The sequence below is a fragment of the Bacillus sp. ISL-41 genome, assembly GCF_018613235.1.
In the GTDB taxonomy this organism is placed as follows: domain Bacteria; phylum Bacillota; class Bacilli; order Bacillales; family Cytobacillaceae; genus Mesobacillus.
In genome coordinates, this window is sequence record NZ_JAGGQP010000049.1 from 1 (window position 1) to 20,248 (window position 20,248).

Below are 20,248 nucleotides of genomic sequence, written 5' to 3' on the forward strand. Positions count from 1 at the left end.
AAACACATTCAGAACACTTCAAGAAAAAAAGCGTAAGCGCCTCGTTCAGCCCCGACAAGCGCTGGAGGGCTGACCGGTGAAGTCGTTCTTTGACTTCATTGGGCAGACCGAAATCGAAAAGTATAGCCGACTGTCCAGAAACGCAGAAACTGGAGACTTCGACAAAGAAGCGCTTTTTGCTTCTGCCGGCGGAGTTGAAGTTTCGGAGTTTCTAGGAGGTGACACTAGACAAGCGACTCGAGGGGCTAGGCGCTGGAGCTAGACAATTCTCGAAGTGGATACTATACATTCTTGTTCTTTTAAAAAAAGCAACCGCAGCCTGCGGTTGCTTTTTTCTCATTTAACCAAGTCTCATTCTTTTATTAAGAAAACCTTGCTAGACCCGCAATCTGGACATTTAAATAAATGCGGGCATTCTCCTTCAGAAAAATCAGTTGGATATCCATCTTCAAGCTTCATTTGATCGATTGGCATATAAGGACTGTAATCATCGTAAAACTCCGCTTCACGCCCATTGTTCTCCATGCTGCCGCTGCAGTTTGGACACTCTGGAGTGATTGTCCTGAAGCCATTGCAAACCGGGCACATACCCATTCTCTTCAACCCTCTCTGCTTAACTGCTATTGATAGTTTGTGTTGATTGGTTATGGTTATGTAGGTGTATTCTTTTGGAATTAATTACCTTAATCCATTAGCGCATAAACTTCTCAAAACAAAACATACTAGTTATTAATAAAACAGCAACAGAAAACAACGCAGCAGCAACCAGCGCAACAAAACAATGGGTTAAGCCTTAGAAGGCAGCTATTACGCGCGCCGGTGCAATTCCGGCTAGCCCAGCCAAATATCTAATCGCGGGTTAACCAGGAGGCATGGCAAAAGCCATGATTGGTTCGAATCCAATACTAACCCAAATACAACTTTGAAAAACACAAAGGAGGAAATATTAATGGCTAGCAGTAACAACTCTAATCAATTATTAGTTCCTGGTGTTCAACAAGCTCTTGATCAAATGAAGTACGAAATCGCTACAGAATTTGGCGTACAACTTGGTGGAGAAACTACTTCTCGTGCTAACGGATCTGTTGGTGGAGAAATCACTAAGCGTCTAGTTCAAATGGCTGAGCAACAACTTGGTGGCTCTGCACGCTAAATTGAAAATAAAAATTAAATAGAATGGCTTAGGCCCCCTAAACAAAGGGGGCCTTTTAATTTGTCGTCCAGGATCTTTAGAATTGACTTCCTTTCACCTTTGACGGCTTAAAGGAAGATGCTAAATCATCTTTTCTGGCTTAACCCACTCATCATATTGCTCTGATGTCAGATAACCTGTTTTGATCGCAGCTTCTTTCAAGGTTGCATTTTCTTTGAAGGCGAGCTTGGCGATTTCTGCTGCTTTTTCATAACCAATGTGAGGATTCAAAGCAGTTACAAGCATTAATGATCTTTCAACATGGCCAGCGATCACATCAAGATTGGCCTCAATTCCTTCCGCACAGTTATCATTGAACGACCTCATTCCATCTGCCAACAGCCTCGCGCTCTGCAGAAAGTTATAAATGATAACGGGTTTAAAAACATTTAACTCAAAGTTCCCCTGGCTTGCGGCAAAACCGATGGTAGCATCATTTCCGAACACCTGTGTCGCCACCATTGTCAGTGCTTCGCTTTGGGTTGGATTAACCTTACCAGGCATAATTGAACTGCCAGGTTCATTTGCGGGTATCGAAAGTTCACCTATCCCGCTTCTTGGGCCGCTTGCAAGCCAGCGTACATCATTGGCAATTTTCATCAAGTCTGCAGCCAGCCCTTTTAATGATCCATGAAGGAACACGATTTCATCATGAGAGGTCAATGCATGGAATTTATTTGGCGCGGAATGGAATGTCTCGCCAGTTTGTTCAATAAGCTGCTTCGCTACCTGATCTCCAAAATCCTTCGCGGCATTGATGCCTGTTCCTACTGCCGTTCCTCCAATCGCTAAATCCCGGACATATTTTAGGCTATCCTTTATCATCTGCTCATTTTTTTCAAGCATGGCTCTCCAGCCGCTGATTTCCTGGCCCAATGTCAATGGAGTTGCGTCCTGGAGGTGAGTCCTGCCGATTTTGATGATGTTATTGAATTCCTGTTCTTTTCTCTTTAAAGTTTCTTTGAAAAGCTCCAGTGCAGGCAGAACTTCACTTGTCACCTTTTTTACCGCAGCAATATGCATCGCTGTCGGGAATGTATCGTTCGAGCTCTGTGACATGTTCACATCATCGTTCGGGTGGACTTTTTCATCTGACCCTTGATCTGCGAGCAGTTCATTCGCCCTTCTTGCGACCACTTCATTCACGTTCATATTGGATTGAGTTCCGCTTCCCGTCTGCCATACGACTAACGGAAAATGTGTATCGAATTTCCCGGAAAGGACTTCATCACAGGCTGCCTCAATTGCCTTAGCTTTTACTTCTGCCAACTTTCCGGAAGCAGCATTCACATTGGCTGCAGCTTTTTTGACTTCGGCAAAAGCATAAATCACTTCAATCGGCATTTTTTCTGTCCCGATCTTAAAATTCTGTTTGCTGCGCTGTGTTTGTGCACCCCAGTATTTATCTGATGGCACATTGATTTCACCAATCGTATCTCTTTCAACCCGATATTCTGACAACACGATCCCTCCTCAATCTAATTATTAACTTATCAAAACATTTAAAACATTTTCGCCTCTAGGATAACTGTTATTAAGAATAAATTACAGAAAAGTGCATTTTACTGGACGAAAAAAGCGGAAGCAGCTATGAATGCTGTTTCCGCTTTTCATTATGTCTATTTTCGCTCCAGATTATGCCTTATAAATTGCATAGCCTATATAATAGCCCAGGATCATGATGCTTGCGATGCTTAATGTTACTGCGAACTCCGCCATCTTGACAACCTCCTGAATTTTTATGTGTTTATTATTAAATTACCACAGGAGGCCAGATGGCAACGGGAGGGTTTCGTAACATTCTGTGACAAAAACAGAATTCGAAGTGATGTTTCTCATATAAAGAACACAAATAAGTTTATGACACCTCATCCAAAAGAAAATCCACACCCAATGATGGGTGTGAATTTTTTTAACCTGCCTTAACTTTATTGCCAAGCTGGAGCTGATACATTTGATAGTACTTACCTTTGAGCTCCATCAGCTGATCATGGTTTCCTTTTTCAACAATCCGCCCGCGGTCCAGTACAAGGATTTGGTCAGCATTGCGGATAGTAGACAGCCTGTGGGCGATGATGAAGGTGGTCCTGCCTTCCTTAAGTACATCCATTGCTTCCTGGATGATCGCTTCTGTCTCGGTATCGATGCTCGATGTCGCTTCATCAAGGATCAGGATGGCCGGGTCGAAGGCCAATGCCCTTGCAAAAGAAACCAGCTGTCTCTGCCCGCTTGACAGTGTACTGCCCTTTTCAATCACCGGCTCATCGTAACCTTTTTCAAGATTCTTCAGAACGCGGTCTGCTCCTACGCTGGCCAGCGCCTTCTCAACCGTTTCCCTTGTGATGTCAGGATGATCAAGGCTTACGTTGGAGGCAATTGTACCGGTAAAAAGGAATGGATCCTGGAGGACGATACCCATATGTTTTCTTAATGTCTGTCTCGGCATTTCCGTAATATCCATGCCATCGATCAGGATCTTTCCTTCCTGGGGATCGTAGAACCGGAACAGCAGGTTCATGATCGAGCTCTTGCCTGAACCCGTATGGCCAACGAGCGCGATGGTTTCACCCTGATTCGCTTCAAAACAAAGATCCTTCAGGACATATTCTCCTTCTTTATAGCCGAAGGAAACATGATCGAAGATGACATTTCCTTTGTAGCGGGGAATCTCTTCCTCACTTACATCGATTCCCTCTTCATCCATCAGTTTGAACACCCGCTCTCCGGCAACCAGCGCCTGCTCAAGGTTAGCCAGTTGATTGACGATTCCCTGGACAGGATTGAACAGCCGGTTAATATAATCTACGAACGCGTAGAGCATCCCGAGTGAAATGACTGAGGATGGCTGAAGCGCCTCGCCGCCAAAATACCAGATGAACGCCACAAAGACGATGTTTCTTAACACTCCCACAAGATTATGTGAGGTAGAGGAATTCAAGCTCAACAATTTATTCTGATAAGTAAAGTGATCCTTATTCAGTGTCTCGAATTCCTGCTGAGTTTCTTTCTCGCGGCTGAAGGCCTGGATGATGCTCATGCCCTGGATTGATTCATTGATCATCCCGTTGAGGTCACTGACTCTAGAGCGAATGACATGATTATATTTTGATGCGTATTTACGGTATAGCTTTGCCCATACAAACAGGATTGGCAATAGCAGCAAACATATCGCTGCAAGTTTCGCATTCAGGATGAATAAGGCAATATAGATGCCGGTAATATAAATGATACTTGTAAAGAACGTTGACAGGACGGTGACATACAATTCACGGATTGCCTCTGTATCATTAGTGATCCTGGCAACGACCTTCCCTGCCGGCAGATTGTCAAAATACTGGATCGGAAGCCGCTGGATTTGCCTGAAGACATCCTCCCTAAGCTTTTGGATGATTCTGTTGGCTGACTTCTGCAAATAAAATCTCTGTCCATATTGGAAGATGGACGCAATGACCAACAAACCGAAATAAAACGACAGCAGCTTTATAATATTTGGGATTTCCGGCTTGTAAAAACTCATCAAATCATCGCCCGACAATACCTCTGCTTCATATTGCGCTGCTTTTGATCCTTTACTGATGGTCAGCATCCCATCCTCGAAGCTCCTGCTTCCATCGAATTCGACTTCACCGTCCACAAAGACAAAATTCCTTCCGACCTGAAAAATCCGTGCTGAATCTGAGTTGCCCGTGCCGCTTTCCTTAGAGTAAAAACTCCCATTGTATTCAACGGCACCATCCCCAGCCTCGGTTTCGTGCCAAACTGACTCAATTCCTAAAATATGATTATCAATCATCCGCTTGGCGATGAACGGCCCCGCAAGGTCTGCGACAACAGCGACCGTCAGCATTGCCAGGGCAATCAGGATGATTTTCTTATAGTTTAACGCATATTTGAACAGTCTTTTTCCTGTACTCATACGGAGTGCACCTCCTCTTCGACTGCTGTAGCCTGCTGCTTGGTATATTGTTCATAATACCAGCCTTGAGCAGCCATCAATTGGTTGTGCGTGCCTTCCTCGGTGATTTTTCCATCTTCAAGTACGACGATATGATCGGCATGCTCAACCGCAGACATTCTGTGTGTTGTGATGATTGTTGTTTTTGCATTCCGCTCCCTGCGGATATTATCGATGATTTTCTTCTCTGTTTTTGCATCGACTGCTGATAGCGAATCATCAAGGATCAGGATTTCTGGATCCTTGATCAAAGCCCTTGCAATCGAAATACGCTGCTTCTGCCCGCCGGACAGTGCAACCCCTTTTTCACCAACAAGCGTTTCCAGACCTTCCGGCAGCATCTCAAGGTCCTTCCGGAAAGCAGCCAGGTCGATGATATCCTGCAAATCTTTTTCAGTAGCCTTTGGGTTTCCAAACAAAATATTTTCCTTGACCGAACGGGAGAAAAGGATGTTTTCCTGAGGAACATAACCCATCCAGCCGCGGGTCTGCCTCAGGCTGTGCTCCTGGATTGGCACTCCTGATACAAGCAGGTTTCCACTGCCTTCAGGATATTCCCTTAACAGCTGTTTGACCAGAGTTGTCTTGCCGCTTCCTGTCTTGCCGACGATTCCCAGCGTCTCGCCCCGATTCAAATGCAGCTTAATCTGTTCAAGATTATTCACATTGGAAGAAGGATATTTGAATGTGAACTCTGACATCTGTAAATATTCCGGTTCATTGCCTTCCACCGGTTTCGCGGGATCCGCAACATCCTCCTGGTAGGATAGTGTTTCATTCAGGCGGTCAAGAGACGCATTGCCCCGCTGCATGACATTGATCAATTCACCAATTGCGAACATCGGCCAGATCAGCATTCCCAAATACACGTTAAAGCTGACCAGCTCTCCCAGTGTCAGCTTCTGCTGGAAGACCAGAAATGCTCCATATCCTAAACCAATCAGATAGCTCAATCCAACGAGGATTTTAATCGTCGGTTCAAACAAAGAATCGATTTTTGCGACTTCGACATTTTTACGATAGACATCCTCAGTCAAATCATGAAACTTCGATTCATCAGCTTTTTCCTGTACATAAGCGCGGATGACCCTCACTCCTGATACAGATTCAAGTACACGGTCATTCAGCTCGCCGAAAGCATCCTGGGCAGACGTGAACTTGGAATGTATCCTTTTGCCGTAAATGTTGATTAGATACGCCATTATTGGCAGTGGAATGATTGAAACCAGCGTCAGCTCCCAGCTGATGAAAAATCCCATCGTGAACAGGATTGTCAGCATGAAAATGCTTGAATCAACAAGTGTCAGAACTCCGAAACCTGCCGTGATGGATATAGCCTTTAAGTCATTTGTCGCCCTTGCCATCAAGTCACCAGTTCGGTTCTTTTCGAAGAATGTTGGTGTCATTTTCAGCAAATGCTTCATAAACCGGGTCCTGAGCTTCCGTTCAATCAGGAATGCCCCGCCAAATAACTGATACATCCAAATGTAAGTAATGAAATAAGAAACCACCGTAATCAGCATGAGTCCGCCAATATACTTTAGGATTAACGCCTGGTTGATGGAACCAAGCTGGATGGCGTCGATTGCCATCCCAACAATTTTAGGCGGCAGCACATCAAGTATGCCGACAAAGATCAATAACGTAATTGCGACACTGTATCTCTTCCAGTTTTCTTTAAAAAACCAGCTTAACTTTGATAAAACCGATAACATTAACAATCACTCTCCTCTCTCTGTGTGTGAAAAATCTGGCTAGCCGCTTTCGAGATATTCCTTTTTTACCACTTTCCTCACATTTGACTTACTCATTTCGATTCCTCCTCGATATATTTTGGAATGGATCTTCTCTGAACATGAAAAAAGACATACCGCGGCATGCGATATGTCTTGAATCAATCGATAAAGACAGAAAAAGGCATACGTCACGCAGATGCGCAACCCATGCCTCTCCAGTCACAGAGCAACTTGATTAAAAAATCAGCTATGATAAAAGGATGGGTTACGTTTATTTAGTTGAGCGTATTTTGCGTTTTTAACAATGTTCATGTCCGTAACCCTCCTTTTAGTTATATTTTCCATTCCTTTGTAAGGTTATCACCTTAACAGTCAAAATGTCAATTCTAACTTTTCGATATCTTTCATCATTTTACTTTTCAGCTGACTTGCTGCGCCATATTTTTCGTGCAAACAACAGATAAAATAGCAGCGGCATCGGTGCCTGAATCAATCCAAGAATTCCCCAAAGCCAATAATTATGGCCATGCTTCCGCGCATTTGTAAAAAGGAAAATGCTCTGCACTAGTAGAATCAAAACGACCACGGCCAGCAAAACGGGTGACAGTTCCTCGTTCATCTGCTGTCCACCTGCTTTTTCACTCCTTTATAACTATAGATTGCTGTAATCGCTACTGTCACAGCCTGCAGCACAAAGAAGAGTATAGGGAGTTCCAGCATTGTGAAGATAACTCCACTTAAGATCAACACAGCACTTAATATAAACCACGCTAATTCCCGGCGATAGTTCTTCTTTTGTATTTCCTGTTGATCCAGCACCATTTGCTCGAACCATTTATCATCCGGGACATAAGTATCCATGGAGTCCAGTTTGTCCAATCCATTATTGATGGCGCTGATGGTATCAAAAAATTCCTTATCCATTTTTTCATTTTTTGATGAGATTCCCTTTTGGTTTTTCATCTACTTTCAGCTCCCTTCTAACAGCTAAAAGTCCATGATGGACTCTAGACTTTGCCGTACCAGCGGCGATATTCAAAATTTCACCAATCTCATCGTACGAATACCCATAATAATGCTTAAGGATAACAGGGATACGCATTTCATCTGTCAGCCTGGATAATGCAGCCAGCGCATCTGTCCATTCCTCATTTTTCGATTCCATATGCCACTGCAGCTTTCGTGATGCGGCTTCTCCTTCGTTCCATTCCCGCTCGCGCTTTTTCTTGCGGTGCTGATCAATATACATATTCGTGGCTATGCTGATCAGCCACGACGAGAATTTGGATTTCCCATTGAACAAATGAATTTTCTCCACACATTTAGCCATCGTTCCTTGTGCAATTTCCTCTGCGATATCAGGATTCATCGTTATTTTCATCAGGTATTTTACCAGCAGGGGATAATGATTCCTGAACAGCACAGCAAACGATCGGTGGTCGCCTTTTTTAGCGCTATTGATTAAATCTTTTTCATCCATCAAAGCAAGCCTCTCTTTCCCCGCCACCCATAAAAATGATCTCTAAGTTGATTATTTATTAATAAGACGTATGAAGTAAAGGTTCGTTCAAAAATATTTTAAAAATTTTAATCTCAATAGGCCGGCTAAAAAACCATAAAAAAAGAAAGCCATCTAAGGACTTTCTACTATATTCCCTGCTCGACAGCAGTCTCATTAACAGCGGACTCGCTTTCATGTGCAAGTTTAGGCAAAACAATCATGTAAAACACTCCTACGATGGCAAGGCAGCCACCAACAATCCAATATAGCATTTCAATAGTAAGAAGAGACGGAAAGCTGTATGCAATGAATGCGAGAGTCAATGAATGAGAAAGCATATTAAGAGGGCTGATCAGTCCCTGTACCCTGCCCATCATTTTCGGATCAATGATACTCGGAAGCCACCCACCAATCCCTACATTAATAAGCGGCAGCGCCAGTGCAGAGATAAACAGGATACCCAGGAACAGATAAATATTGGTTGGCAGTGACGCGAGAACCGTAAAGCTGCCTGAGATGATCAAACCAACTGAGATCAAGTGATAGAGCTTCACTTTTTGAGAAAGTAATGACGCAATAAAGCTTCCAATCAACACGCCGATACCAAACACAAAACCAATGACAATCGAGTATTGTTCATACGTTTCGGGAGCCAGTTTATATTTCAGAATGAAAATAGGCATGACGGAGAATCCGCCATTTACAATTCCAAAGATGAAAAAACCGATGATCAGAGTAAACAACAGCTTGCTGCTCATGACATACATAAAACCATATTTAAAATCCTTGAAGACCAATTTGACGTTCAAATCCTTTAGTGTATGGGAGCCATTCGGCAGCCGCGCCTCCTTTGAAACATCAGTCTTCTGGATGAGAAGTGCACTAATGATAAACGACAGAGTGTCAACTAATATCGCGCCATAAATGCCAATCGACCAGTAAGCGAGAACACCGAGACCATTGCCAAACAACATGAACAGGCTCATCACGAGCTGGTTCAAACCAGCCGCAGTTGTGTAGTCCTCTTTTTTCAATATTCCCTGTACCATCCCATGCTCGGCCGGGAAAAAGAACTTTTGAACGGCACTTCTCAAAAACAGGACAGCAAAAATCATCGGCATCCAGCCAATATAAATAGCAGCAATCAATGCGAGAGATAATCCCGCACTAATCCAATCACAATAAATGGCGATTTTTTGCCGGTCCATCCTGTCAGCAAACACGCCAATCAGGAAAAATACCGAAAGCATTGGCAAGGAATACATCAGTTCGGTTATCGTCGCATAAGCAGGCTGGGAGCTGAAACGATCCAGCAAGAAAAACATGAAAGCTGTCAATCCAATCGTACTGCCCATTTGGGAAGTGAAGTTTGCTAAAAATAACTTCGTGAAGCTCCTGTTCCTGAAAATCTCCGCAAATTTTTTCATAATTGTCTGCTCCTCGCATCTCTTTTAATAGCTTTATATTAGCCTGAAACTCAGGCAACAATATACTTTCTCCTGACTGTTTCTTTCTACATCCTGAGACCGAGTGCTTCTGCGACCGGGAACTAATCTGGTTTCAAATACTCTTTACGCTGGTTTGCCTGCCAACATCGCCCAATTTCACCTCTATAGGTTTTCAGACCAACTTAACGGGGTAATATTCTACTAACCTAATAAAAATGATTCAATAAAGGAGTTTATATAAATGAAAGAGATTATGTCATCTAATGTTATGGTCCAAAAAAGATTCACAATGAAAAAAATGCTTGAAATCTATCAAGCTGCCAAAAAGTTGGATGGTACTACTTACTTGTACAGCGGCCAAAAGGCAGTTGAGGCCACTTCATTGTCTAAGCTTGTTTCCTTCCTGCTGACAGTGGAGCCAAATACAACTTTAAAAATTATTATGGAAGGTACAAATGTAGAACCGAAATTAAACCAGCTGACTAAGCTGCTTACAAATGAAGCGTCTGTCCTTCGCGTAAAACGCAAGCGACTGATCGAGTCTTCTGAATCATTCCAAATATAGTCACAGTAATAGTCACAGTAATAGATAAAATAGTAACTGAGGTGAAGTTTCATGGTAAGAACAATTCTTATGATAATCGGCGCTGTCGTCGTAATCGGTTTCCTTTTAAGCTTAATCTAATTTGAGTACAGTAAAGACCTGCTTGCGAGCAGGTCTTTTTTATATTCACTCTGGGAATCTTGTTGAGTATACCCGTTGATGACCGCGAGATACTCGGAATAAATCCAGCTGTCAATGCTTCCTAACCAAGTACTTGCCTAAAAAAATAGCACAGGAGGCGTATCCCCTGTGCTAGTTTAGTATCAGTTATTGCTTTCTTTTTCTTTATCATCTGAAGACTCATCTCCAGAATCCCCGGTGTTTCCAGTGTCACCATCATCGCCAGTATCACCTTCTCCACCGGTATCTCCTTCTCCGCCGGTATCTCCTTCTCCACCAGCATCTCCTTCTCCGCCGGTATCTCCTTCTCCACCAGCATCTCCTTCTCCACCGGTATCTCCTTCTCCACCAGTATCTCCTTCTCCACCAGTATCTCCTTCTCCACCGGTATCTCCTTCATCACCGGTATTTCCTTCATCACCGGTATTTCCTTCTCCGCCGCTTCCACCAGCATCCTCGGAATCCCCATTATCTTTTTTCTCACTGGTGTCATTGCTGCTGTCAGAATTCGTTGATGCTCCGGCAGATTGAGTATCTGTTTCCTTTTTCTCTTTCTTTTTTGCTTCTTCTTTTGATTTTTCCTTTTTCTCTTTCAGCTTCTTTTTTGCTTCTTCCCATTGCTTCTTAAGCTTTTCAGATTCTTTTTTAATCCTTGACTCGAGCTCTTTTACAGACTTGGCACGCTGCTGCCTCTTGTGTTCCTCGATATATTTTGAAAGCGGAGGAACATTGAAGGATTGTGCTTTGGTATTTTTCAATGCTTCTGTCATAAAGTCCTTGAAGATCAAGGCGGCTCCTTCACTGCTCGTCGTGGTTAAAAAGTGTTCCTTGTCTGTCTTGTCGTAACCAACCCATACAGCGCCAACAAGCTGTGGAGTATACCCTACAAACCACTGGTCCTTCGTTCCTTTGACGCCTTCAATCGGAACCTGTGTCGAGCCGGTCTTGCCCGCTAATTCCCTTCCAGGAATTTGCGCACCTTTTCCTGTACCTTCCTGGACGACACCAAGAAGCATCGTCGTCATTTTCTCAGCGGTTTCTTTTGAAACAGCCTTGCTTTTCTTCCCTTTATATTCAACTATTGTATTGCCTTCTTTATCAATAATTTTAGTGATGGCATGCGTTTCATGACGCTCGCCATTGTTGGCGAATGCTGAATATGCTTCAGCCATTGTAACTGGTGATACCCCAGTCGATAGGCCACCAAGCGCTAGTCCCAGATTACGGTCGTTCTTTGGATCAAGATTAATGCCAAAGTTCTTTACAGATTCCATTCCCTTAACAATGCCTATTTCATCCAACAGCCATACAGCAGGCACATTCAATGAATCTCTCAATGCTTCATACATCGGAACTTCGCCTTTATATTTATCATTGTAGTTTTGAGGCTTATAATCTTTGAATTCCATCTCTTCGTCCTTCAGCATGTCCGTAACACCCCAGCCTTCTTCAAGCGCTGGTGCAAATGCGGCAAGCGGCTTCATCGTCGAGCCAGGCTGTGCTTTTAATTGCGTAGCCCGATTATAGCCACGGAATACATGCTCACCGCGCCCGCCTACAAGGGCACGAATCCCGCCTGTTTTTGGGTCGACCAGAACAGCGCCACTTTGGACGATTTGCTTATCAGTGCCTTTTGGAAAAAGTGCATCTTTCGCGTAAGTCGCTTCCACAGACGATTGCATTGTTACATCAAGCTCGGTATAAATTTGCAATCCACCTGTCAAAATTTCTTCCTGCGTCAGGCCGTATTTCTTGATTGCTTCATCAATGACATGATCTACATAATATGGATACTTGCCGCGCAGCGGGTCTCCGCCTTTTTCATTAAGGACAATCTCTTCGGCAACTGCCTGTTCATATTCCTTTTCTTTGATAAAGCCATGAGTTTTCATCATTTGAAGGACAAGATTTCTTCTTTCAATCGCTTCTTCATAATTTCTATTGGGATCAAGTGCAGACGGCGCCTTGATCAAACCTGCGAGCATGGCTGCTTCGCTGATGGAAAGATCTTTAACGTCCTTTCCAAAGTAACCCATAGCAGCCCTTTTAATCCCCCAAGAACCGTTACCGAAATAAATTCGGTTCAAGTACATTTGCATGATATCATCTTTTGAGTATTGCTTTTCAATCTCTCTCGCCATGAAAAATTCTTCGAGCTTTCTTTTATAAGTCTTTTCACTCGAAAGCAAAGCATTTTTTGTCAATTGCTGTGTGATTGTACTTCCACCTTCAACAATGCTTCCAGCTTTGACATTCTGGACAAATGCCCGCGAAATGCCCACCAAGTCCACCCCGTCGTGTTCATAAAATCGGTGGTCCTCTATGGCAATGACGGCATTCTTGACATGGTCCGGAACATCCTCTATCTTGATCCCTTCATTTTTCAGTGCCGAAATTTTGCTGGCAACTTCGCCATTAGCATCATAGATGACGGTTGACTGTGCCATGTCATCATTCAACGCGCTAATGTCAGCCCCCTCAGAATACACATGAAAAAAACTCAAGAAAGCCAGTACCGCAGTTGAAACCGATAATACAAGCACCTGGTTCATATGTAGCCTTTTCCAGCCTCTTAGAAAACGTGTAACTATTGAATTTTTGCTCACTGAGCACCCCAACCTTTTAAAAATAGTTTATAAATATGACACTTTCTTTTACCCATTTTTAAAAGCTATTAACACAAATTGGCTAATTATGAGGAAAAAAGACATATAAGCAAGCAAAAAGCAGAACAAATTCATATCTTTGTTTTGGCCGCACACGGCATGACTTCGGACAAAATCTTTCGTTTGAGACGTTGTTTTGTCCGAACCCCTCTTCACTTCAAACTAAACAACAAAAAACCGCAAGATCGTCCGAAATCTGCGGTAGTTTTTGAAATAAGCATCAGTTGTTCTTACTAATTATGAATCTGTGATTCTACTGGTTCCGGCTTGCTGACAGCTGCCATATTACTTTCACGGAGAAGTGTTTCCATATACATATAGACGATTTGCTTGGTTTTGTCATCTGCTTGAATGACATCCAGGTGCTGCATGCATTTCCGTATTGTCGGATGAATCGGCTTTTGAGAATGAGATAACACACCAGCCACTCCCTACTCCTGTAATTTGAAAAGCTTTACAACAAGGTTCGCCACGTTTTGAGAAATTTTGAGGGTATATGGAAATTATTAGGTCGGTTAGTTCTATTTCAAAAATGGGTATTGAACTGTAAGAAGAACTAATTTTGGAGGTTGATCTATATGGCTGGAATAAAAAATGTAGTGCTCGCTTACGATGATTCTGAAGGCAGCAAGAAAGCCCTGCAGCTGGCAAAGGAATTCACTAATGAAAAAGATGGGGTCAAATTGTATGTAGGCCATGTTTATGAAGAGGAAGTCAAGAGTGAACTGGTTGAAACGACTGAGCGTCCCATTGAGCATCTGCCAATCAACAGCTTTCCGGCAGATGGCATCCAGGTCCCTCCACTGGCTATGGAGCAAGGTGCACTTGATAAATCAGAGCACTCAATCATAACCCACAGCTCTGAACAAGCTTTCAATAACGCAAAAGCGGAACTTGATGCGCTTCACCTCGATACTGAATACTCCATCCTGGAAGGAAGTCCATCCGAGAGTATTGTGGAGTACGCAAAGGATGTAGAGGCTGATTTGATCATCATTGGACAGTCCGGAAAAGAAGGCATCAAGCGCAAGCTTCTTGGTGGAGTAAGCCAAAAGGTTGCCAATAACGCTCATTGCCATGTACTTATCGCCAAATAAAATCAAAAGCAGCCGGGGTGTAAAGCCACTACCCGGCTGCTTTTTTCATCAGTTCGCTTGCTTTATCCCTTCAATGCTTCAGCTGCAATTTCTTCTAACCGCTCCATTGTCTCCTTTTCTTCAAAGCTGCTGAATATCCGGAAATCATCTTGATCCAAAATCCTGTAATGCTGGCTAAGGATGTTCTGCTGCATTACAAATCCGCCAACCCTTGATACTTCGCGCCACCAGACTTTGCCACCTAATGTTTTTTCTTTTCGATAATCTGTACCTTCATGGGCAATAGTTTCAAGTACCTCTAATGGTTCATTTCCGAACAAAAACTGGATAGTCTCTGTTTCCCTGAACAGAGCTGCTATGGCCACGACTGTCGACCAGCCGGCTTGAGCCCTGCCCTTTTCAATCTGGACAAGCGTCTTTTTGGAGATTCCGATGATATCAGCCATTTTATCCTGTGTGTAACCAACTTCTGCTCGAAGTACCCTTATTTTTTCCGATACCCTGCTTATGATTTCATCCCTGGTCATCCGCTTCATTCCTTTGAAATGCTTTTGGTGTAATTTTACACCAAATTAGTTGGAATTAAAAATACTTTTTATTTTACCCTCAGTATTGACGCGTTAATTCATTTTTACATTCGATAATTAAGGCATTACAGTTTTTGAAAAATCCTTTTAAAAAGGAATGCAGATGTCTGCATTCCGATTGATTTATTTTGTTTTTTTTTCCTGAGTGACACTGCAGCTGGTTGAGCATGAGCTTTGGATGGAGCAGGCAGCGCATTTTCCTTCCTTTGATTTCTTGATGAACCGATAGAAGGCCCAGCCGGCATATCCGAATATGGCTCCTCCGATTAAGATGTTTGCAATCATAGATCCTTCCTCCTTCAAGGTTTAGGTTAGTCCTAACAACTTACCGCCTTGATAAATAACCAGAGACAATGCATATGCAATAACCAGGGCATAAGTGATTGAAAAAGCTGTCCAGCGTTTGGAAGCAGTTTCCTTATAAATGGTTGCTACAGTTGCAAGGCAAGGAACGTATAACAGGATAAATGCCATGAAGCTGTATGAAGCTAATGGTGTGTAATGAACAGCAAGCAAACCTTGCAGACTCGCTTCATCAGGTACAAAGTAAATGATATTCATCGTTGAAATAATAGCTTCTTTTGCCAGGAAACCGGTGAAAAGTGATGCACTGGCCTGCCAAGTCCCAAAGCCTATAGGGGCAAATAAGGGTGCGAAAATACCTCCAAGAACCGCTAAATAGCTATCATCCATGCTTACATTCACGCCTTCCGGGCCAGCGTAGGCAAGCAGCCAAATCAGGACGGACCCGGCAAAAATAAATGTTCCTGCCTTTTTTACGAATCCCTTCCCTTTATCCCACGTGCTTCTCCAAAGTGCTCTTGCCTGTGGCAGCCTGTATGGCGGAAGTTCAATGACGAATACTGAAGTTTCACCTTTCAATAGGGTTTTCGAGAATACCTTTGCAAGCAAAAGGGCGATCACTACCCCCAACACATACAAACTCAGAACGACAGTTGCTTTATGTTCTACAAAAAACGCTCCGACAAACAATGCGTAAACAGGCAGCCGCGCCGAACATGACATAAGCGGAGTCAACAGGATGGTCATCAGTCTTTCCTTAGGCGTCTCAATCGTCCTTGCTGCCATGATGCCAGGTACATTACAGCCAAATCCGATCATCATCGGAATGAATGCCTTTCCGTTCAAACCGACGGATTCCATTAATCGGTCCATAACCAGTGCGACACGGGCCATATAACCTGAATCCTCAAGCAAGGATATGAAAAAGAACAAAATGAAGATTTGCGGTACGAAGACGAGGACTCCCCCTACCCCGGCTACAATCCCATCAAGAACCAGGTCCTGGATAAATGAAGAAGCACCGGCTGCAGTCAGTGCTGCTGTGATTCCCGATGTTACTGGTCCGGACAGAAATGAATCCAATGCGTCTGACAGCGGGAAGCCAAGCCAGTCAAAGGTAAGCATGAACATCATGTACATCAGCACAAGAAAAATCGGGATTCCCAGGAATTTATTCGTTACGAGCATGTCAACCTTCTCTGTCAATGGAATCTTACTATTTTCCATTGTGGTGGCTGCCTCTGTTACTATTTTATCGATCGCTTCACTGCGTTTGCGATGGATGATCTGGTCAAGCGATTGTTTGCTGCCCGAATTTTGCTGTTCGGAAACAGAAACATGGTTAACCAAGGTGTCAATCTCACCCGATGGCAAAATAGTTTCCAGATAGCTTTTCACATAGGGATTGCCTTCAAAGAGCTGAAGTGCAAGCCAGCGAACCGGGTGTTGTGTCTTTCCGTCCAGTTTGCTCTCAAGCTCAAGGATACCCGTTTCAATCGCTTTTCCATAATAAATGAGATTCGATTTCCCGGTGCCAATAACTCCGCCAGTCACCAGCTCTGCAAGTTCATTACATCCTTTGCCTGACCTGGCAACAACAGGTGCTACTGCAACGCCCAATGATTGAGACAGTTTAGCAATATCAATTTGAATACCCCGGTTTTTAGCCACATCCAGCATGTTCAAGCCAATAATGACAGGGGCACCGTATTCCAACAGCTGCATAGTAAGGTGAAGATTGCGCCTTAACTGAGAAGCATCCAGGATATTCAGAAGTTTTTCGAATGGTTCATTCAGGAAGAAATTCGTCACAACACCTTCATCTTTAGAAAGCGGATTGAGGGTATACACCCCTGGAAGGTCAATAAGCTGGCCACTGCCATTTTTAAATAGTCCAACTTTCTTTTCGACCGTTACCCCGCTCCAGTTGCCGACATATTCATAGGAACCTGTTAAGTTGTTAAATAATGATGTTTTCCCAGTGTTCGGGTTGCCAATGAGCGCGATATTCATCATACTCGCTCCACTTCAATCCTTAAGGCTTCTTTTCGGCGGATGCCGATGCATTGCCCGCAGGACTCAACCATGACTGGGCCGCCAAAAGGCAGTATGCATTTTACACACACTTCTGAGCCTTCTGCGATTCCCAAATCAAGCAATCTTCTTCTGACAAATTTGTCAGCACTAGCAATATTCATGATCCGGCCTTTTTCACCAGTCTTTAATTTTCCCAGCATAGCCATCACCTTTTTTTAGTTTAATAGTTATGATGAAACTCTTTGAGATTCTTTTTTCTAAATGAGAATGATTATCTTTATTTAACCAGTTGAAGGCGAGTTACACTGTGACATAAATCACTAAGATTACGCTTACAGCGTATAATTATTGCAAACTCCATATAATTGACAATATTTTTACCAAGAATCTCTTCTTTTCCATTATATACCCTTATAGGTATATAATGCGCATTAAAAATAGGAGAGCTTTTCAGCTCTCCTATCTGCTACATTTTATTGCTTACAGGTGTAGACTTAACCATTCTCGATGGTGCGTAGCCGATGACCAGAATAATGATAATGGCACTTAAGATCATGCTCGGAATCATATAGGTACCGTTATAGATTATTGAATAAAGCCAGGCTGGCTGTCCTTCTGGCGCCCATACACCAAAAAAGATCCACCCCGAAAAGAAATGAGCGATAAAGCGAATCAAGCTTCCAATGAAGGTACCAGCGATGATCAAACCAATCCACTTTTTCTTATTCCCATTCTGGATATTTTCCTTGATCTGCCTTGCAAAAATACCGGCAGCTCCCAGCACAGTAAATGCCACCAAGTAATCGATGAATCCCTGTACAGGGTGGTATATTTGAGAGAAGCCAAGGATGAACTGCAAAAGTCCCAGCAGCAGCCCGGTTATTGCGCCGCCCTTTACTCCCCAGCGGAATGCCATCAGGAATACAGGCACCATCGCAATCGACACTGACCCGCCCTGGGGCCAGATTCTTGAAAATAAAAATCCGGAAAATAAATCAAGCAAATAAGCAAGTGCGGAAAATACGGCTATTTCCACTAAAAAGAGAGTTTGTTTTTGTTTCATATTTTGTTCCTCCTTCTTTTCAGAATGAGGTCCGTTTCTAACACGCCTTTTCTGCTTCAGAAACAAAAAAAGCAATCGTGGGGATCGATATAGGATTCCCAAGATTGCTTTCCTATCGCATCCACATTCCTTCGCTAGCATTAACTAACAGGTTCAAAGGGTAAGAACTCGGCCGCTCACTCTCAGCTGCTTCACGCAGCTCCCCTTGTGGTTATTATTTAGTTTCTACACTATGAATATACTACTTCTTCCATTCAATAACAAGTATAACCTTTCAGCAACTCCGCACTTCCCAATAAATGTCGATGACACAATAGACAAAACTCTTTCATTGTTGCTAAAAAAATCGTTCTTTTGTCACGATTTTAGCTATTCGACGCAATTCAGCGGATGTTCTTAATATTCGACAAAGGGATTTCGGGTTTTTCCTCGAATCTTTAATACCGAAATGAAAAACTGGGGGACTTAATGAAATGCTGCCAATTACGGATAACCGATTGCTTAGCTTCCTGACTAGTGAAAAAGAAAAGCTCATAGCTGACTGGACGGAAAAAATAATCGTCTCAGAAGATGATCCATATAAAGAGAAAATAAGCAAGAACGCTGAGAGAATGTATGCAGTCATTCTCTCGGTGTTTTCTAAGACAAGCGAAGAATTGGAAGAACATATTCAGGAGCTTGCTTTCATGGTCGGAGAAGAACGGGTGCGTGCTGACATTAACATTGGCGATTTTGTCTATAATGTCAATTCTGGACGCTCCGTTCTATACAAGCATCTTCATAAAATGAATATGGAATGGACAGAAATGCAAGAGGCCATCAACTCGATCAATTACTGTTTCGATACCTTTTTGTATTACGCTGTATCCTATTATAATGAACAGAAAAACAAGATCATCGAGGAAAAGAACCAGTTCATCGATTCAACACATAAAGACAGGCTGACATTGCTTGGGCAAATGACGTCTAGCTTCATCCATGAATTTCGTAATCCATTGACTTCCATTCAGGGCTTCATCCAGCTTTTGAGATCTGAACATCAAGATATGAAGTATCTGGATATCATCTCAAGCGAACTAGAACAACTGAATTTTCGAATTTCGCAATTTTTGCTGCTATCAAAAAAAGAGCTGATTGGAAAAGAAAAGACACATTTCTCTTTGAATAAAATGATTGATGAGGTTTTAAATTTCCTCTATCCCAGTATCCTTGACACGAATGTCCGGGTGATCAAGGAGGTAGCAGAGGAGATGGATTTGTACGGCTATGCTGATGAAATCAGGCAGGTCCTCATCAACATCATCTTCAATGCCATTGATGTATTGAGCCAGTACCGTGATGATCCACATATTGAAATCAAAGGATTTTTCGTGAATGATACCCATATTAAAATAGAAATTTCGAATAATGGGCCAATCATACCCGACAATTTGTTAAAAACCATCTTTGAGCCCTTCGTCACGACCAAAACACTTGGGACCGGACTTGGATTGTTCGTGTGCAGGGAAATCATCGAAAAGCATAAAGGCATACTCGCCTGTTCATCAGAACCTGACAAAACATCTTTCATCATGCTGCTGCCTTTGACAAGAATCGAAATCTGACATATAACCTGAACAAGGAGACCCCGCCAGCAAGGCGGGGTCTCTTCTACTTTAATCTAAATATTCAAGAGAGCGGTTGTCCGCCACCTTTTTCACTTTGCTTTTCTCCGGCCTTAACACATGCTTTTTCTCAGATTCAGAGACAATGACTGCACAAGCTGCATCTCCAGTAATATTGACAGCGGTACGTGCCATATCAAGCAGACGGTCGATGCCGAGTATCAGCCCAATCCCTTCAACAGGCAGACCTACAGATTGGAGGACCATGGCCAGCATGATCAAACCAACGCCTGGAACACCTGCGGTCCCTATGCTTGCAAGCACAGCAGTCAGGA

Annotated in this window: 21 protein-coding genes and 1 riboswitch; of the genes, 5 read left to right on the forward strand and 16 right to left on the reverse strand. The window is 43.1% G+C overall.

The features are described from left to right. Positions 1-76: 76 nt before the first annotated feature. The gene (locus tag J7I80_RS21510) at positions 77-262 is read left to right on the forward strand and encodes a hypothetical protein (RefSeq protein WP_214741255.1); all 186 of its coding nucleotides are present in this window, start codon (positions 77-79) and stop codon (positions 260-262) included. 89 nt (positions 263-351) lie between these two features. On the opposite strand, the gene J7I80_RS21515 is transcribed toward J7I80_RS21510, so the two are convergent. Then, positions 352-594, reverse strand: coding sequence for a hypothetical protein (locus tag J7I80_RS21515; protein WP_214741257.1), 243 nt, complete (start codon positions 592-594; stop codon positions 352-354). A gap of 355 nt (positions 595-949) precedes the next feature. On the opposite strand from J7I80_RS21515, the gene J7I80_RS21520 reads away from it, so the two are divergent. Next, a complete protein-coding gene (locus J7I80_RS21520; RefSeq protein ID WP_023615428.1) occupies positions 950-1,153 on the forward strand; it encodes an alpha/beta-type small acid-soluble spore protein in 204 nt (67 codons plus the stop codon). A gap of 120 nt (positions 1,154-1,273) precedes the next feature. Here the strand turns inward: J7I80_RS21520 and fumC are convergent, their stop codons facing one another. From fumC to J7I80_RS21555, 7 genes are all read right to left on the reverse strand, one after another. Further along, complete coding sequence (gene fumC / locus J7I80_RS21525; RefSeq protein WP_214741259.1) at positions 1,274-2,653, reverse strand: class II fumarate hydratase; 1,380 nt, start codon at positions 2,651-2,653, stop codon at positions 1,274-1,276. 451 nt (positions 2,654-3,104) lie between these two features. Continuing rightward, the gene (locus J7I80_RS21530; protein ID WP_214741261.1) at positions 3,105-5,108 is read right to left on the reverse strand and encodes an ABC transporter ATP-binding protein; all 2,004 of its coding nucleotides are present in this window, start codon (positions 5,106-5,108) and stop codon (positions 3,105-3,107) included. Beyond that, complete coding sequence (locus J7I80_RS21535) at positions 5,105-6,862, reverse strand: ABC transporter ATP-binding protein (protein ID WP_214741263.1); 1,758 nt, start codon at positions 6,860-6,862, stop codon at positions 5,105-5,107. The genes J7I80_RS21530 and J7I80_RS21535 overlap by 4 nt, the downstream gene beginning before the upstream one ends. A 433-nt stretch (positions 6,863-7,295) precedes the next feature. Next, a complete protein-coding gene (locus J7I80_RS21540; protein ID WP_214741265.1) occupies positions 7,296-7,502 on the reverse strand; it encodes a sigma-Y antisigma factor component in 207 nt (68 codons plus the stop codon). Then, entirely contained in the window at positions 7,499-7,846 is a 348-nt protein-coding gene (locus J7I80_RS21545; RefSeq protein ID WP_214741267.1) for a YxlC family protein, read from the reverse strand. Before J7I80_RS21545 ends, J7I80_RS21540 begins: the two co-directional genes overlap by 4 nt. Then, positions 7,812-8,363, reverse strand: a complete 552-nt coding sequence (sigY, locus tag J7I80_RS21550) for an RNA polymerase sigma factor SigY (protein ID WP_214741269.1) — start codon at positions 8,361-8,363, stop codon at positions 7,812-7,814. The genes J7I80_RS21545 and sigY overlap by 35 nt, the downstream gene beginning before the upstream one ends. Before the next feature lie 167 nt (positions 8,364-8,530). Further along, entirely contained in the window at positions 8,531-9,811 is a 1,281-nt protein-coding gene (locus tag J7I80_RS21555) for an MFS transporter (protein WP_214741271.1), read from the reverse strand. A gap of 262 nt (positions 9,812-10,073) precedes the next feature. Here J7I80_RS21555 and J7I80_RS21560 point away from each other — a divergent pair, with 262 nt between their 5' ends. After that, positions 10,074-10,397, forward strand: coding sequence for an HPr family phosphocarrier protein (locus J7I80_RS21560; protein WP_214741273.1), 324 nt, complete (start codon positions 10,074-10,076; stop codon positions 10,395-10,397). A gap of 302 nt (positions 10,398-10,699) precedes the next feature. On the opposite strand, the gene J7I80_RS21565 is transcribed toward J7I80_RS21560, so the two are convergent. Beyond that, the gene (locus tag J7I80_RS21565; protein ID WP_214741283.1) at positions 10,700-13,108 is read right to left on the reverse strand and encodes a transglycosylase domain-containing protein; all 2,409 of its coding nucleotides are present in this window, start codon (positions 13,106-13,108) and stop codon (positions 10,700-10,702) included. A gap of 347 nt (positions 13,109-13,455) precedes the next feature. Next, complete coding sequence (locus J7I80_RS21570) at positions 13,456-13,650, reverse strand: hypothetical protein (protein ID WP_214741275.1); 195 nt, start codon at positions 13,648-13,650, stop codon at positions 13,456-13,458. A 150-nt stretch (positions 13,651-13,800) separates the two neighbouring features. On the opposite strand from J7I80_RS21570, the gene J7I80_RS21575 reads away from it, so the two are divergent. Beyond that, positions 13,801-14,319 carry a universal stress protein gene (locus tag J7I80_RS21575; protein WP_214741276.1) on the forward strand — a complete coding sequence of 173 codons (519 nt, stop codon included), beginning with the start codon at positions 13,801-13,803 and terminating at the stop codon, positions 14,317-14,319. A gap of 62 nt (positions 14,320-14,381) precedes the next feature. On the opposite strand, the gene J7I80_RS21580 is transcribed toward J7I80_RS21575, so the two are convergent. The 5 genes from J7I80_RS21580 to thiT all read right to left on the reverse strand — a co-directional run bounded on the left by J7I80_RS21580 (position 14,382) and on the right by thiT (position 18,309). Beyond that, positions 14,382-14,846: a helix-turn-helix transcriptional regulator gene (locus J7I80_RS21580; RefSeq protein WP_192472846.1), complete on the reverse strand. Its 465-nt coding sequence runs from the start codon at positions 14,844-14,846 to the stop codon at positions 14,382-14,384. Positions 14,847-15,029: 183 nt separating this feature from the next. Then, entirely contained in the window at positions 15,030-15,191 is a 162-nt protein-coding gene (locus J7I80_RS21585) for a FeoB-associated Cys-rich membrane protein (protein ID WP_214741277.1), read from the reverse strand. Between the two features lie 21 nt (positions 15,192-15,212). After that, complete coding sequence (gene feoB / locus J7I80_RS21590; RefSeq protein ID WP_214741278.1) at positions 15,213-17,222, reverse strand: ferrous iron transport protein B; 2,010 nt, start codon at positions 17,220-17,222, stop codon at positions 15,213-15,215. Further along, a complete protein-coding gene (locus tag J7I80_RS21595; RefSeq protein WP_052442186.1) occupies positions 17,222-17,446 on the reverse strand; it encodes a FeoA family protein in 225 nt (74 codons plus the stop codon). Before J7I80_RS21595 ends, feoB begins: the two co-directional genes overlap by 1 nt. Positions 17,447-17,712: 266 nt before the next feature. Then, on the reverse strand, positions 17,713-18,309 hold the full coding sequence (gene thiT / locus J7I80_RS21600; RefSeq protein ID WP_214741279.1) for an energy-coupled thiamine transporter ThiT: 597 nt from the start codon (positions 18,307-18,309) through the stop codon (positions 17,713-17,715). A 109-nt stretch (positions 18,310-18,418) separates the two neighbouring features. Then, a riboswitch (TPP riboswitch) is annotated at positions 18,419-18,525 on the reverse strand. Positions 18,526-18,782: 257 nt separating this feature from the next. Between thiT and J7I80_RS21605 the strand changes: the two genes are divergently transcribed. Next, entirely contained in the window at positions 18,783-19,913 is a 1,131-nt protein-coding gene (locus tag J7I80_RS21605) for a histidine kinase N-terminal domain-containing protein (protein WP_214741280.1), read from the forward strand. Positions 19,914-19,964: 51 nt separating this feature from the next. On the opposite strand, the gene J7I80_RS21610 is transcribed toward J7I80_RS21605, so the two are convergent. Next, a partial coding sequence (locus tag J7I80_RS21610; RefSeq protein ID WP_214741281.1) for a dicarboxylate/amino acid:cation symporter occupies positions 19,965-20,248 on the reverse strand: 284 nt, incomplete at its 5' end.